At 74.7% G+C, this 15,030-nt stretch carries 13 protein-coding genes; 7 read left to right on the forward strand and 6 right to left on the reverse strand.

Going from position 1 to position 15,030, the window contains the following annotated elements:
* Positions 1-209: 209 nt before the first annotated feature.
* The 3 genes from QHG49_RS29120 to QHG49_RS29130 are packed head-to-tail and all read right to left on the reverse strand — an operon-like array spanning position 210 to position 3,017.
* A complete protein-coding gene (locus QHG49_RS29120; RefSeq protein WP_301491816.1) occupies positions 210-1,574 on the reverse strand; it encodes an MFS transporter in 1,365 nt (454 codons plus the stop codon).
* Between the two features lie 55 nt (positions 1,575-1,629).
* Positions 1,630-2,397 carry a glycerophosphodiester phosphodiesterase gene (locus tag QHG49_RS29125; protein ID WP_145490142.1) on the reverse strand — a complete coding sequence of 256 codons (768 nt, stop codon included), beginning with the start codon at positions 2,395-2,397 and terminating at the stop codon, positions 1,630-1,632.
* Positions 2,394-3,017, reverse strand: a complete 624-nt coding sequence (locus QHG49_RS29130; RefSeq protein ID WP_370530518.1) for a YitT family protein — start codon at positions 3,015-3,017, stop codon at positions 2,394-2,396. The genes QHG49_RS29125 and QHG49_RS29130 overlap by 4 nt, the downstream gene beginning before the upstream one ends.
* Positions 3,018-3,154: 137 nt before the next feature.
* On the opposite strand from QHG49_RS29130, the gene QHG49_RS29135 reads away from it, so the two are divergent.
* On the forward strand, positions 3,155-4,666 hold the full coding sequence (locus QHG49_RS29135; RefSeq protein WP_145490136.1) for a PLP-dependent aminotransferase family protein: 1,512 nt from the start codon (positions 3,155-3,157) through the stop codon (positions 4,664-4,666).
* 63 nt (positions 4,667-4,729) lie between these two features.
* On the opposite strand, the gene QHG49_RS29140 is transcribed toward QHG49_RS29135, so the two are convergent.
* A complete protein-coding gene (locus QHG49_RS29140; protein WP_301491819.1) occupies positions 4,730-6,385 on the reverse strand; it encodes a hypothetical protein in 1,656 nt (551 codons plus the stop codon).
* A gap of 49 nt (positions 6,386-6,434) precedes the next feature.
* Positions 6,435-6,629, reverse strand: coding sequence for a hypothetical protein (locus tag QHG49_RS29145; RefSeq protein WP_111586624.1), 195 nt, complete (start codon positions 6,627-6,629; stop codon positions 6,435-6,437).
* 264 nt (positions 6,630-6,893) lie between these two features.
* Here QHG49_RS29145 and QHG49_RS29150 point away from each other — a divergent pair, with 264 nt between their 5' ends.
* The 5 genes from QHG49_RS29150 to QHG49_RS29170 all read left to right on the forward strand — a co-directional run bounded on the left by QHG49_RS29150 (position 6,894) and on the right by QHG49_RS29170 (position 12,684).
* A complete protein-coding gene (locus QHG49_RS29150; protein ID WP_145490125.1) occupies positions 6,894-7,286 on the forward strand; it encodes an ankyrin repeat domain-containing protein in 393 nt (130 codons plus the stop codon).
* Positions 7,287-7,586: 300 nt separating this feature from the next.
* The gene (locus QHG49_RS29155; RefSeq protein WP_159699518.1) at positions 7,587-9,005 is read left to right on the forward strand and encodes a HEAT repeat domain-containing protein; all 1,419 of its coding nucleotides are present in this window, start codon (positions 7,587-7,589) and stop codon (positions 9,003-9,005) included.
* A gap of 327 nt (positions 9,006-9,332) precedes the next feature.
* The gene (locus QHG49_RS29160) at positions 9,333-10,460 is read left to right on the forward strand and encodes a glycosyltransferase family 1 protein (RefSeq protein ID WP_301491824.1); all 1,128 of its coding nucleotides are present in this window, start codon (positions 9,333-9,335) and stop codon (positions 10,458-10,460) included.
* Positions 10,461-10,510: 50 nt separating this feature from the next.
* On the forward strand, positions 10,511-11,728 hold the full coding sequence (locus tag QHG49_RS29165; protein ID WP_301492957.1) for a glycosyltransferase: 1,218 nt from the start codon (positions 10,511-10,513) through the stop codon (positions 11,726-11,728).
* Positions 11,725-12,684, forward strand: coding sequence for an SGNH/GDSL hydrolase family protein (locus tag QHG49_RS29170; RefSeq protein ID WP_301491825.1), 960 nt, complete (start codon positions 11,725-11,727; stop codon positions 12,682-12,684). Before QHG49_RS29165 ends, QHG49_RS29170 begins: the two co-directional genes overlap by 4 nt.
* Here QHG49_RS29170 and QHG49_RS29175 read toward each other — a convergent pair.
* The gene (locus QHG49_RS29175; RefSeq protein WP_301491827.1) at positions 12,677-13,354 is read right to left on the reverse strand and encodes a TetR/AcrR family transcriptional regulator C-terminal domain-containing protein; all 678 of its coding nucleotides are present in this window, start codon (positions 13,352-13,354) and stop codon (positions 12,677-12,679) included. The two genes, QHG49_RS29170 and QHG49_RS29175, sit on opposite strands and share 8 nt — an antisense overlap.
* 116 nt (positions 13,355-13,470) lie before the next feature.
* Here QHG49_RS29175 and QHG49_RS29180 point away from each other — a divergent pair, with 116 nt between their 5' ends.
* Positions 13,471-14,976 carry an FAD-dependent monooxygenase gene (locus QHG49_RS29180; protein ID WP_301492958.1) on the forward strand — a complete coding sequence of 502 codons (1,506 nt, stop codon included), beginning with the start codon at positions 13,471-13,473 and terminating at the stop codon, positions 14,974-14,976.
* Positions 14,977-15,030 lie beyond the last annotated feature (54 nt).

The raw sequence follows: 15,030 nt of genomic DNA on the forward strand, positions 1-15,030 counted from the left end.
GTCGGCGGTAAAGATTCCCGTTCCGAGTCCCGTTCCGGGTCATGCGTCGCCGTCGTAGCCGCCCCTTGTTCTACCCACAGGCGCCCGGTTTGTCACATCTGCTAGCAGATGTCACCCAGCGTTTCGGCATCTTTGACGCGCAGTAACGGTACGCCTGGCAGGCCAAACGCGTACACTACCGCCCTTTCGTGCCCAGCGCTAAATCGGCGCTAGATCTTCTCCGGTACCGGGTTCCCCGCCGCGGCGATCGCACGCCGTACCGGGACCCGCGCGAGCAGCGCGAACCCGATGACGAAGAAGGCCACCAGGGAGATGATCGCGGACCGGTAGCTACCGGTCAGCTGGTACGTCACGCCGAACAGCAACGGGCCCAGCCAGCTCATCCCGCGGTCGCTGAGCTCGTACGCCGAGAAGTACTCGGCCTCCTTGCCCGGCGGGACCAGATGGGAGAAGAGCGAGCGGGACAGCGCCTGGCTGCCGCCGAGCACCATGCCGATGGCGGCGGCCAGCAGGAAGAAGTAGACCGGCGCCTTCGCGGGCAGGAAGTACCCGGCGGCGAGTGTGACCGTCCAGGCCACCAGCGAGCCGAGGATGGTGCGCTGGGCGCCGTACGTCCGCGCGAGGCGCCCCATCGCCAGCGCGCCCGCCACGGCCAGCACCTGGACCAGCAGCACCGCCACGATCAGCGTGGACTGCCCGAGCCCCAGCTCCTGGGAGCCGTAGACGGACGCCTGGGAGATGACGGTCTGGATGCCGTCGTTGTAGATCAGGTAGGCCAGCAGGAAGGACAGCGTCAGCGGGTGCCGGCGCATGTCCCGCGCCGTCGCCGCCAGCTGCCGCAGCCCCGTCGACGGCACCCCGTCCGGCGCGGTCTCGCCCGCCGCCCGTGCCCGCCGGTCGCGCAGCAGCCGCAGCGGTACGAGGGTGAAGGCGCCCCACCACAGACCCGCCGAGGCCAGGCAGATGCGCACCGCCTGGCCCTGGCTCAGGCCGAAGGAGTCGTGGGCCGAGTACAGGACCAGGTTGGCGACGAGGACCATGGCGCCCGCGCCGTAGCCGAACGCCCAGCCCCGGGAGGAGACCGCGTCGCGCTCCTCGGGCGGGGCGATCTGCGGCAGATAGGAGTTGTAGAGCATCCCGCCGACGGCCGCCGCCGCGTTGGCCACGACGAGCAGCACCCCGCCCAGCAGATACCGGTCGCCGTCCAGGAAGAACATGCCGGTGGTCGCCGCCGCGCCGGTGTACGCCGCCGCCGCGAGCAGCGGCTTCTTACGGCCCGTGCGGTCGGCCGCGCTGCCCACCAGCGGCATCGCCACGACGGCCAGGACCACCGACAGGGACACCGAGTAGGCGAAGTACGAGCCCGCCCGCACCGGTATGCCCAGCGGGTGCACATAGCCGCCGGAGTCCGCCGCGTGCTCGGCGACCGAGGTGAGATAGGGGCCGATGAAGACGGTCAGGACGCTCGCCGAATAGACGGAGTACGCCCAGTCGTAGAAGTACCAGCCTCTTTGCTGGCGCCGGAGGTCGGCGGTCTCGTCCGCCGCCCCCGCGCGCACGGTGTCGGTCCCCATCGTGCCCTCGCTTCCGCTCCCCTGCGAAGGCGGGGGCGGCCGGTGCCGGGTCGGCTCAGACCCAGACCCCGCGCTCCTCCATGACCTTGCGCAACATGTCGATGTGATCGGTCATGATGCCATCCACGCCCAGGTCCAGGAGCCGGTGCACGCGTTCCGGTTCGTTGATCGTCCAGACGTGGACGTGCAGCCCGCGCGCGTGGGCGGCGCGGACGAAGCGGGCGTCGACCACCGGGACGCCCGACTGGGCCTCCGGCACCTGCGCGGCGACCGCCGAGCGGCGCGGCGCGGCCGGCAGCCCCCAGGAGCGCAGCCGCAGGCTCAGCACCCCGCGGGTGCCGAAGGAGGTGGCCAGCCGGGGCCCGGCCAGCCGCTGGGCGCGCAGCACCCGCGCCTCGGAGAACGAGCCCACGCAGACCCGGTCCCAGGCGCCGGTGCGCTCCAGCAGGTCGAGCAGCGGCCGCAGCGCGGGCTCCGCCTTGATGTCGATGTTCCAGCGGACCTCGGGGAAGGTCTCCAGCAACTCCTCGAACAGCGGCACCGGTTCACGGCCGCCCACCCGCGCCCGCTCGACCTCGGCCCAGGGCAGGTCGGCGATGCGGCCGGCGCCGTCGGTGACCCGGTCCAGGGTCGTGTCGTGGAAGGCCACGAGCCGGCCGTCCGCCGTGGCGTGCACATCGGTCTCGATGTAGCGGTAGCCCAGTTCCACGGCGCGGCGGAACTGCGCCACGGTGTTCTCCACCCCGTCGGCGGCTCCGCCGCGATGGGCGAAGGCGAGGGGGCCCGGGTGGTCGAGGTAGGGGTGGCGTATCGCGGTGGTCACCGACGCAGTATCGCTGCGCGGGGTGTCCTTTCGGCAACGATCGCGCTGCCGCTCGATGCCGGGGGCAGAGCGAACACCCGCAGGAAGAACTGGGCCAGCGGGCCGATGGACAGGGCGTACAGCACGGTGCCCACGCCGATGGTGCCGCCCAGCGCGAACCCGGTGGCCACCACCGTCACCTCGATGACCGTGCGGATCAGCCGGATCGAGCGCCCGGTGCGCTGGTGCAGGCCCGTCATCAGGCCGTCGCGCGGGCCCGGTCCGAAGCGCGCCGCGATGTACAGGCCGGTGGCCGCACCGTTGAGCAGGACTCCGGCGAGCATCAGCGGGACGCGGGCGAGCAGCGCGTGCGCCGGGGGCAGCAGCGCGAGCGTCCCGTCGAGGGCCAGGCCGATGAGGAAGACATTGGAGACGGTGCCGAGGCCGGGGCGCAGCCGCAGCGGGATCCACAGCAGCAGCACCGCCGCCCCGACGACGATCGACACCTCGCCGATGCTCAGCCCGGTGCGCCGCGCGAGCCCCTGGTGCAGCACCCCCCAGGGCTCCAGGCCGAGGCCCGAGGCGACGAGCAGCGCGGAACTCACACCGTAGAGCGTCAGTCCGCCGTACAGCTGGACCAAGCGGCGTCCTACAGGTCCGGGTCCGGGAGTGGACACGACATACCCCCCTGGGTAGTGGTAGTGGCCTGACGCATGTCACTCTGTGGCTTGGGAGGAAACTCCATCCATGGCCAATCCGGGAAAGGTGGACTGATCTCATGGCGCAGTGGACCTCGGCGGTGGGGGCCGCGCAGCTCGCCCGGCTGCTCAACTCCCAGCAGGAACGGCCCGCCGGTCCCGGCAGCCGCCGCCCGCCCGCCTACCGGGCGCTGGCCGACGGCATCCGGCTGCTGGTGCTGGAGGGGCGGGTCCCGGTCGCCGCCCGGCTGCCCGCCGAGCGCGAACTGGCCCTCTCCCTCTCGGTGAGCCGCACCACGGTCGCGGCCGCCTACGAGGCGCTGCGCGGCGAGGGCTTCCTGGAGTCCCGGCGCGGCGCGGGCAGCTGGACCGCGGTCCCGGCGGGCAATCCGGTGCCCGCGCGCGGCCTGGAGCCGCTGCCCCCGGAGGCCCTCGGCTCGATGATCGACCTGGGCTGCGCCTCCCTGCCCGCGCCCGAGCCCTGGCTCACCCGCGCCGTACAGGGGGCGCTGGAGGAACTGCCGCCGTACGCGCACACGCACGGCGACTACCCGGCCGGGCTGCCCGCCCTGCGCGCGATGATCGCCGAGCGCTACACCGCGCGCGGGATCCCCACGATGCCCGAGCAGATCATGGTGACGACCGGGGCGATGGGCGCCATCGACGCGATCTGCCATCTCTTCGCGGGCCGCGGCGAGCGCATCGCCGTGGAGTCCCCCTCCTACGCCAACATCCTCCAGCTGATGCGGGAGGCGGGCGCGCGGCTGGTGCCGGTCGCGATGGCCGAGGGGCTCGCCGGATGGGACATGGACCGCTGGCGCCAGGTCCTGCGGGAGGCCGCGCCGCGACTCGCCTATGTGGTCGCCGACTTCCACAACCCCACGGGCGCCCTCGCCGACGAGGACCAGCGGCGCCGCCTGGTGGACGCGGCCCGCGCGGCCGGCACGGTGCTCGTCGCCGACGAGACGATGAGCGAGCTGTGGCTGGAGGAGGAGGTGGGGGCGGCCGGGATGCCGCGCCGGGTCTGCGCGTTCGACCCCGCAGGCTCCACGGTGATCACGGTCGGCTCGGCCAGCAAGGCGTTCTGGGCCGGGATGCGGATCGGCTGGGTGCGGGCGGCGCCGGACATCGTCCGCAGCCTGGTCGCGGCGCGGGCGTACGCCGACCTGGGGACGCCGGTGCTGGAGCAGCTGGCCGTCAACTGGCTGTTCAGTACGGGGGGTTGGGAGCAGGCGGTGGCGCTGCGGCGGGCGCAGGCCCGGGAGAACCGGGACGCCCTCGTCGCCGCGCTCCGCCGGGAGCTGCCGGACTGGGAGTTCTCCGTCCCCCAGGGCGGCCTGACCCTCTGGGTCCGCGCGGGCGGCCTCTCCGGCTCCCGCCTCGCGGAGATGGGCGAACGCACGGGCGTCCGCGTCCCCTCCGGCCCCCGCTTCGGCGTCGACGGCGCGTTCGAGGGCTACGTCCGGCTGCCGTTCACCGTCGGGGGAGCGGTGGCGGACGAGGCGGCGGTACGACTGGCCGCCGCGGCGCGACTGGTGGAGACCGGGGGAACGGGAGCGGCGGCGGAGTCACCGCGGACGTTCGTGGCCTAGGCGCGCCCCCGAGGGGGCGCGGGGAACCGCGCGACCAGCCAGCACGCACCCGCAGCCGAAGACCTACTCCACGGCCACCGGCTCCACGGCCACCGGCTCCACGGCCACAGGCTCCGCAGGGACCGGCTCCGCAGGGACCGGCTCCGGCTTCGTGAGGTCGATCGGCTGAGCCGGCTGCGCAACCCTCGGCGGCAGCAGATCCAGCACCGCCCGCCGGTCCCCCTCACTCGTCGCTTCGTCGTACGGATCCGGCGTCCTCGGCACCTGGAGCCGGTGCACCGGCCCCTGGCCCAGCCGCGCGTACCCCCGCCCCGGCGGCACCTGCACCGGCGGGGTCGTCCGCGGCGGAGCCCCCAGCACCGCCTCCAGCTGCCGCGTCGCCGCGGGCCCGAGGGCGACCCGGGCCCGGGTGTGCTGCCGTACCGCGTCGCCGAGCGCGTCGAGGCCGTCGTACTGCTCGGCGACGACGACGGTCACGTTCGCCGCCCGCCCGTGCCGCAGCGGCACCCGGAGCAGGTCCTGCGGGTCCTCGCGGCCGTCCACCTCGGCGAGGTGCGTGAGGACGCTCGGCCGGTCGAGGAGGATCCACAGCGGGCGCCGGGTGTCGGCCGGCGGCGGGTCGCCCGCCTGCCGGGCGAGGTTGATCGCGACCAGCCGCCGTTCCGTCTCCCGCGCGGCCCATTCCAGGCTCACCAGCGCCCCGGGCAGCGCGCACTCCACGGCCAGCACCCCGTCCCGGCCGGTCAGGCACGCGTAGTCGCCGGTGCCGCCGCCGTCCACGATGAGGACGTCGCCGTACTGGAGGGCCTGCAGGGCGAGGGAGCGCAGCAGGGTGGACGTGCCGCTGCCGGGCTGGCCGACCGCCAGCAGATGCGGCTCGGTGGAGCGGGTGCCGGTGCGCCAGACGACCGGCGGGACATCACGCGGCTCCTCGTACGAGTCCCCGTAGTCCCCGAAGGTCAGGGGGAGGGTGCGCTGCACCTCGCTCGGGTCGGTGAAGCCGAGCACGCTCTCGCCCGGTGCGGTCACGAACCGCTGGGCCACGATGTCGGCGGGCAGCGGCGGCAGGACGGTCACGGCGAGCTGGTTGCCCTCCTCGTCCCACCCGAAGCGGTACTCGCGCCCGCGCCCCGCCTTCGCGGTGAGCACCTGCTCGATCCGCGCGCGGGTCTCGGGCTCGCCGTCCGGGAAGTACGCGGGGTAGCGGAGCACCAGCTGTCCGACGCGCCCCGCGTCGTCGAACTCGTGCGCGAGGAACGCCTTCTCCCACTCCCCGCCGTGCGTGTATAGCGGGGCGGGGTCCTCGGGGACGGAGAAGTACGGGACCAGCGCCTCGTACAGCGCCCGCAGCCGTTCGGTCTGGGACTCGTCGGGCCCCTCGGGCGCGGGCGGGGTGCGGTCGCGGCCCAGCCAGGCCGCCGCCGCCATCACGGTGATGACGGCGAGCAGCGGCCCGTACGGTGCCAGTGCCACGACCAGGACCACGCAGGCCACCAGGAACAGCAGCGGCCCGCGCCGGTCCTTGGGGGTGGCGGTCCACCGGGTCCGCCCCGCCGCGGCCAGCAGGCGCAGCCCGCGGGAGAGGGTGATCAGCGGATGGAGGACGTCGGTGGCGCTGTCGGCCGCCGTCCGGGCCAGCTCCCGGCTCCGGACCAGCTGCGTCCGGGCGAGCTGCGCGCCGTCCTTGCTCAGAATGCGGGGGAGTGGGCGCCGGGCCACTGCTGTCTCCTGGTGGTGCGTGCGGGCGGGGCGTCGTGCGGGACCGGCGTCAGAACTTGATCCCGCCCAGGAGGCTGGCCAGGCTCTCCCCGCCGGCCTTGATGCTCGGCGCGATGGCCGTGCTCGACAGATAGAAGCCGAACAGCGTCGAGATGCAGGCGTGCGAGCCCTTGAGGCCGTCCTTGCGGAAGTAGAGGAACACGACGGTGCCGAGCAGGACGACGCCGGACATGGAGAGGATCATTGGGTGCCTCCTGGTGTCGAGGGGGACAGTCACCATCAGTACTTCCAGGATCACAGAATGTGCCTATACGACAAAGAGCGCAAGCGGGTGAATATCGTGACTATTCGCCCGTCCGGTGGAGCCTGGGGCGGCATCGTCGAGCACGGGATTTGCGGACGAGCCCGCCCGTAGCGATCTTTACGTCGGGCACAACGGGTCATGTGAGGCACGAGCCAGTACCCTTGCGGTTCACCTGAACGGTTGTAATGAGAGGCGGTCCGGCCGATGAGCGAAGCCCCCGACCCCGAGGTCGTGGAGCTGGCGACCAAGATCTTCGATCTGGCCCGGCAGGGGCAGACCGAGGCACTCGTGGCGTACGTCGACGCGGGCGTTCCGGCCAACCTCACCAACGACCGCGGGGACTCCCTCGTGATGCTCGCCGCGTACCACGGACACGCCGGCGCGGTGCGCGCGCTGCTCGCCCGCGGCGCCGAGGCGAACCGGGTCAACGACCGGGGCCAGACCCCCCTCGCGGGCGCGGTCTTCAAGGGCGAGACGGAGGTCGTCAAGGCCCTCCTGGAGGGCGGCGCCGACCCCGCCGAGGGCACGCCGTCAGCCGTCGACACCGCCCGGATGTTCGGTCGGGCCGATGTGCTCGAACTGTTCGGCATCAGCTGACGCCGGGCTTCTGACCAGCTAAGACACGGAAAACGGGGGAGGCGGTACAGGGCCGCCGGAAATACGGTCGCGGCAGCACACACCGCGGGTCATCATGACGACGTGATTCACGGTCGTGATGGCTGGGCAGGTGTTGCCGCACCGCGCGGACCGTGATGCGGTCCGCATGGGCCACCGACGAGAGGCAGAGAGAAATGGGCTACAGCAAGCAAGAGACGGCGGACGCTCCGACGTTGTGTCACGCGGCCAGGTAATGCGTGTTCCCCGGTTGCGTCGACGCTTGATGTGAGGCTGTTTCCCATGTTCGATCCGGTCATAGCGCCCAGCGGTACGCTGCTCGGCCTGCTCCAGCGGGGCCGCGGCGACGGCACGCTGCACGCGCTCACCGCCCCCCGCGCGGAAGCGCTCGCGGCCCTGAACCACTGTGTGCTGCGCGATCCCCGCCACGACTGGCAGGTGGAGAACCGCTCCCTCTACTACGCCCGGCTCTTCCTCGACCTGAACGGCGAACTGGACGCCGTCGAGGCCCACCTCTTCGACCCCGAGGACCACCTGGAGACGGACGAGTCCCGCACCGGCCTGGCCCTCGCGGTGCTCGGCCACCTCGCCTCCTACGGCCGCCGGGACGCCCTCGACCTGCTGCGCCGGTACGCCGCCCGGGGCGCCAACTGGGCCTGGGCGCTGGACGAACTGGCGCTGCGCGACGACGACGCGGGGCTGCGCGCCCTCGCCGCTCCCGTGCTGGCCCGGTTCCCCGCCGACCCCGAGGGCGAGGCCGAGCTGGCCACCGTCGTGCGCGACGCCTTCGAACCCCGGCCCTGGCGGCTGTGGGCCGAGGATCCGCGCGACGGCATCGGCGCCCGGGTGCGGGCCGCCCACGAGTCCGGATGTTTCGACCGCTGGCAGCGGCAGATGCGGCCGACCGGGCCCCGCCCCGGCTGGAGCGTGCGCGCCGTCTTCGAGTGGGCCCAGCAGGGCCTCGACCGGGGCGCCGCCCTCCATGTGCCCGCCGCCCGCTGTCTGGTCGCCGTGGCCGGACCCGAGGACCGGCCGGAGATCCTGCTGGCCGCCCGCGCCGGCACCGACGGGGCCCGCTGCACCGCCCTGCGCTATCTCGCGGACAGCGGTGATCTTGAGGCGCTCGATCTGGTCGAGGCCGCGGTCGCCGACGGCACCGAGGTCGTCGTGGAGGCGGCCGTCGACGCCTTCGAACGGATGCGCACTGTCGCCGCCGTGGACCGCGCCCGTGGCTGGGCCCAGCGCCCCGACGTGCTCGGCGCCGCCGCCGGCCGCGTCCTCGCCTGCCGCGGCGGCGCCCAGGACAGCCCGCTCGTGCTCGGCGCCCTGCGCGAGGCCGTGCGCGGCGAGGGCCCCGACGCGCCCACGCTGTGGACCCTGGTCGACGGCGCGGGACGCCTCGGCATCGGCTGCGCGGCGCCGGTGCTGCGCCATGTCTACCGCGAGACCGCCTCCTCCCATCTCCGCGGCCGCGCCGCCCGCGCCCTCGCCGCCACCGATCCCTCCTTCGCCACCGGCTTCGCCGTCGAATGCCTCTGGGACTGCGAGGAGACCACCCGCGAACTCGCCGCCCGGCACGCCGAGACCGGCGACAACCGGGTCGTCGAACGCCTCCGCCGCCTCGCCGCCGACCCGGCCGAGGAGGACGAGGTCCAGACGGCGGTCCGCAGCCGCTTCGGGCCGGACATGTCGGCGGGCTGACGAGGGGGCCCGCGCACGGCGTAGGTCGGGACGGGCCCGCGTACGTGGTACGTCGAGACGGGCGTGCGTGGTACGTCGTGACGAGCCCGCGTACGCCGTACGTCAGGACGGGCTCGCGTACTCGACACGCGCCGGCGCACACGACCGGCGCGCCCGCCCCTGGCACGAACGCCGGGGGCCCTGGATGAACGCCGGGTGACCCCCGGACCAGCGCCCCGTGGCCGCTGCCCCGCCCGTCCGGCGGCGGAGTCCAACGCTCATGGGACGTTCCCCGCGCGGAAAGATCGACGTTGACGCGGCCACGTCCGGCGCGGCGACAACACCCGTATGCGTGTCGTCATCGTGACCGAATCCTTTCCCCCCGATGTGAACGGCGTGGCCCACTGCGCGCTCCAGACCGCCCGGCACCTCGTAGATCGCGGTCACCACCCGCTCGTCGTCGCCCCCGCCCCGTCCCCCGGCACCGGCCCCGACACGGACGCCCCCTGTCCGGTCGTCCGGGTCCCCTCCCTCCCGCTCCCCGGCTACCCGCAGGTCCGCGTCGCCCTCCCCAGCCGGCGCCTGGCCGCGGCCCTGGTGACGCACCGGCCCGATGTGGTGCACCTCGCCAGCCCCTTCGTCCTCGGCGCCCGGGGGATGGCGGCGGCCGCCCGGCTCGGCCTGCCCGCCGTGGCCGTCTACCAGACCGACCTCGCCGGTTACGCCCGCACCTACATGGGCGCCGGGGAGGCCGCCGCCTGGCGCCGGATCCGCGCCGTGCACGCCGCCGCCGACCGCACCCTCGCCCCCTCCACCGCCGCCCTGGGCGACCTGGAGACGCACGGGGTGCCCCGGGTGCGGCTGTGGCCGCGGGGCGTGGACACCGTACGGTTCCGGCCGGACCGCCGTGACGAGGCGCTGCGCCGGGAACTCGCCCCAGGCGGTGAGCTGCTCGTCGGCTACGTCGGCCGGCTCGCCCCCGAGAAGCACGTCGAACTGCTCGCCGGTGTCACCGCCCTGGACGGCGTCAGGCTCGTGGTCGTCGGCGACGGACCCAGCCACGCCCACCTGACCGAGGCGCTGCCCGGCGCCGCCTTCCTCGGCCGCCGTACCGGCGACGAACTGGCGCGGATCTTCGCCTCGCTGGACGTGTTCGCGCACACCGGACCGTTCGAGACCTTCTGCCAGACCGTGCAGGAGGCCATGGCCAGCGGCGTCCCGGTCGTCGCGCCGGCCGTCGGCGGGCCGCTGGACCTGGTCCACCACGGCCGTACCGGACTGCTGGTGCCGCCGCGCGACGCCGAGGCCGTACGGGACGCCGTGCGCTGTCTGGCCGAGGACCCCGCGCGCCGGGGCGCGTTCGGCGCCGCCGCCCGCGCCCTGGTCGAGGGCCGCACCTGGGCCGCCGTGGGCGACCGGCTGATCGGACACTACGAGGACGTGCTCGCCGGGCGCCGGACGGCGGTGGCGGCATGACCGGCACCACCGGCACCACCGGCACCACCGGCACCACCGGCGCGACCGGCATGGCCGATGCGAGTGGTGCGATCGCCCGGCCGCTGCGGATCGTCCGGCTCGCCAACTTCGTCGCACCCGCCTCCGGTGGCCTGCGCACCGCCCTGCGCGAACTGGGCAAGGGCTTCCTGGCGGCGGGCCACGAACCGGTGCTGATCGTGCCCGGTGACCGGCACACCGACACCGACACCGAGCAGGGCCGCGTCATCACGCTGCCCGGACCGCTGCTCCCCGGCACCGGCGGCTACCGCGTGCTGACCGACAGGCGCCGCCTCGCCGCCCTCCTGGAGGGCCTCGGCCCCGACCGGCTGGAGGTCTCCGACCGCACCACCCTGCGCTGGACCGGCCGCTGGGCCCGCCGGGCGCGGGTGCCCGCCGTGATGGTCTCCCACGAGACCGCCGACGGCGTGCTGCGCACCTGGGGCCTGCCCGAGCACCTCTCCAGGCGGGCCGCGGACGCCCTCAACACCCGTACCGCGCACGTCTATTCACGCGTGGTGTGCACCACCGAGTACGCCGAGCGCGAGTTCGCCCGGATCGGCGCGCGCAATGTCGTACGCGCCCCCCTGGGCGTCGACCTGACGGCCCGCCACCCCGCGCTGCGCGACCCCGGCGTGCGCGCACGGCACGCGCGCGGGGGAGAGACGCTGCTGGTGATGTGCTCCCGGCTGTCCGTGGAGAAGCGCCCCGGCACCGCGCTCGACACCCTGGAGGCGCTGATACGACGCGGACGGCCGGCGGTGCTGGTGGTCGCGGGGGACGGGCCGCTGCGGGGCCGCCTCAAGCAGCGCGCCCGGGAACGGGGGCTGCCGGTGACCTTCCTCGGGCACCTCTCCGACCGGGCCGCGCTCGGCGCGCTCCAGGCCGGTGCCGATCTCGCGCTCGCCCCCGGACCCGCCGAGACCTTCGGGCTCGCCGCGCTGGAGGCGATGGCCTGCGGCACGCCCGTGGTGGTCAGCGCCTCCTCCGCGCTGCCCGAGGTCATCGGGTCGGCCGGGGCGACCGCCGCCGACCACGGGGAGGCGTTCGCCGACGCCGTCGAACTGCTCCTGGACCGGCCCGAGTCCGAGCGCCGGGAGGCGGCACGCGCGCGGGCCGAGTGCTTCGGCTGGAGCACGGCCGTGGAGGCGTTCCTCGCCGCCCACGACACCCAGGTGCTGGACCGCGCCGGGCGCCCTGCGGACGGCCGCGACGGCAGCCGCCGGGGGGTCCCGGAGGGCGTGGCATGAGACCCGTCCGCTTCGTCGCCCTCGGGGACTCCCTGACCGAGGGCGTGGGCGACATCACCGGGGACGGCCCGCGCGGCTGGGCCGCGCTGCTCGCGCCCACGCTCGGCGCGGGCACGCGGTTCACCAACCTCGCGGTCAGCGGCGCGCAGACCCGGGACGTACTGGAACGGCAGACCCCGGCCGCCCTCGCGCTCCGCCCCGACCTGGTCGCGGTGGTCGTCGGCGTCAACGACACCCTGCGCCACACCTTCGACCTCCACGCGGTGGCCGCCCGCCTCGACCAGGTCTACGCGGCCTGCGCCGGCGGGGGCGCCACCCTGCTCACCGCCTGCCTGCCCGACCCCGGCGCGCTGCTCGGCCTGCCGGGCGCCCTGGCCGCACCGCTGGCCCGCCGCCAGCGCGGGGTCAACGCGGTCGTGCACGCCCTGTCCGACCGGTACGGCGCCGTGCACCTGCACGCCTGCGACGACGGCTGGATCGCCGACCGGACCCTGTGGAGCGCGGACCGGCTGCACCCCGGCGAACGCGGCCACCGGCAGTTCGCCCGGCGCTTCCACGCCCTGCTCACCGAGACGGGCCACGCGAGCGGTGCACCGCCTTCGGCCGAACCGGAGTTCCCCGCCCCGACCCGGGCGGCGAACCTGCTGTGGCTGGCCACCGCCGGCACCGCCTGGGTGGCCCGGCGCTGCCGGGACCTGCTGCCCCAACTGCTGCGGCTCGCCGCGGACGAACTGCGCCACAGCGCCCGGGGCACCGGCGCCGATCTCGACCTGGCCGCGTCGGCCGCGCTCGCCGCCGCCCTGGCCGCGCTTCCGGAGCGGGGCCCGGCCGGTGCCCGTGCCCCGGCGGGCCCCCGGCAGCGCGCCGCACTGCCCGATTCCGGCCCGACCGGGCACCGGCAGCGCGCCGTACTGCCTGATTCCGGCCCGCTCGACCTGGAGGTCGGTATCAGCTGACCCCGGGCCCGGCCGCCGGGCGGGCGCCGTCCGACTCGGCCGGGGTCAGCGACCGCAGGATCAGGGACAGGCCGTGGTCGAAGCGTTCGTCGAAGTCGATGTCCTCCAGATGCGTGGCCACCCGGCTCAGCGACGGGAAGTCGCCCCCCGCGAGGGCGGTGCTCAGCGTGTGCTCGCGCGCGTCGCCCAGGGCCTGCTGCTCCTGGGTGAGCGCGAGCGTCAGATAGAGCACCGTCCAGAAGGTCCAGGCCGCGTCCCGCTCGGACAGGCCGCCGTCGAGCAGCGCCTCCATCATGGTGTCCGCGTAGCGCAGGGTGCCCGGTTCGGCCGCGTAGGTGCCCGTGACCAGCGCGGCGCCGTCCCGGTGCGCGAGCAGCGCGGCGCGGTAGCGGTGGGCCAGTTCGCGCACCCGGGCGCGCCAGTCCCCGGGCAGGCCGTCCAACGGCACCTCGGCGGCGATCGCGTCCGCCATCAGCTCCAGCAGCCGTGACTTGGTCTTGGCGTGCCACAGCACGGTGTTCATCCGCACGCCGAGCCGGTCGGCGGTGCCGCGCACCGAGACGGCCTCGGCACCGCGCTCGTCGAGCACGCCGAGGGCGGCCCGTACGACGGACTCCAGATCGAGCCTCGATCGGGTGGTTGTCTCATCCGCAGCTTGCTTCTTGGTCACCGACCTAGTCTACTGAACATGCGCCTTGGTCACCGACCAAGACGTATGGACGGAGTATGCCCGAGGAGGGGTTCGTGGAGTTGACGGAGTTCATGGAGACGAAGACGGAGATGGAGATGGAGACGGTGCCGGAGCAGGTCGTTGTCGCGGGCGGCGGCCCGGTCGGCCTGTGGCTCGCGGCGGAACTGCGGCTGCGGGACGTGCCGGTGACCGTGCTGGAGGCGCGGCCGCAGCGCAGCCCGCACTCCCGCGCGCTCACCGTGCATCCGCGCACCCTGGAGGTGCTGGACTGCCGGGGCGTGGTCGAACCCTTCCTCGCGGAGGGGATGCGCATACCCAGCGGGCACTTCGCGGCGCTGAGCGAGCGGATGGACTTCCGGCCGCTGGACACCCCCTTCCCCTTCACCCTCTCGCTGCCCCAGGCCCGCACCGAGGAGCTGCTGGAGGAGCACGCGGTGCGCCACGGCGTGCGGATCCTGCGCGGCCACCGGGTCACCGGGGTCGAGGCGGGCGCGGACGCGGTGGAGCTGACCGTCGAGGGCCCGGACGGTCCCTACCGGACCCGCGCCGCCTATGTGGTGGGCTGCGACGGCACACGCAGCGCGGTCCGGGAGTCGGCCGGGGTGGCCTTCCCCGGCACTCCGGCGACGCTGTGGGCCTGGATGGGCGATGTGGTGCTGGACGCGCCGCCGGCCACTCCGGCGGTGAGCGGGCCGCGCGGGCAGCTGATGGTGTTCCCGCTGCCGGGCGGGGTGCACCGGGTGGTGGGCAATGATCCGGACACCCTGCGCCAGGAGCGGCCCGGCGAGCTGACCTTCGAGGAGCTGCGGACGCGGGTCACGGCCATAGCGGGCACCGACTTCGGCATGCGCGACCCCCGCTGGCTCTCCCGCTTCGGCAACGCCACCCGGCAGGCGGAGACCTACCGGCGCGGGCGGGTGCTGCTGGCCGGGGACGCCGCCCATATGCACTTCCCTGCGGGCGGCCCCGGGCTGAACGTGGGGGTGCAGGACGCCACCAACCTCGGCTGGAAGCTGGCCGCCGTCCTGCGGGGCACCGCCCCGGACGGCCTCCTCGACAGCTACCACGGCGAGCGCCATCCGGTCGGCGCCGAGCTGCTGCTCAACACCCGGGCGCAGACCGCCCTGATGACCACCTACGCCCCGGAAGGGCAGGCGCTGCGCGGGCTGCTCGGCGAATTCATCGCCACCGTGCCGGAGTTCAGCCGCACCCTCGCCGAGCGGATGTCCGGCCTCTCCGTGGTCTACCCCCCGGCCCAGGGCGCCCCGGCCCATCCGCTGACCGGCCGTCGGGCCCCCGACCTCCGGTTCGCCGACGGGCGGCGGCTGTTCGAGCTGCTGCGCGGCGGCGACCGGGTCCTGCTGGACCTGAGCGGCAAGATGGCGGCGGGACTTCACGGCCGGACACCGGACACCGTCGTGCACACCGAACCGCTCGCCCCGCACGACCGGGACGCCTGGCGCGGGGTCACCGCGGCACTGATACGCCCCGACGGCCATGTCGCCTGGGCCGACGAGGAGACCGACCCGGAGACCCTCACCCGATCCGCGTCCGGGGCTCTCGCCGCTGTGACGGGTCAGGGGGCGCCGGCCGGGCGGTGACGCGGGGGAGGCGCGGGCGCCGTGCGCCCGGGGCACCGGTCTCGGCGGCGTCGC

This window comes from Streptomyces sp. WP-1, assembly GCF_030450125.1.
Lineage (GTDB): Bacteria > Actinomycetota > Actinomycetes > Streptomycetales > Streptomycetaceae > Streptomyces > Streptomyces incarnatus.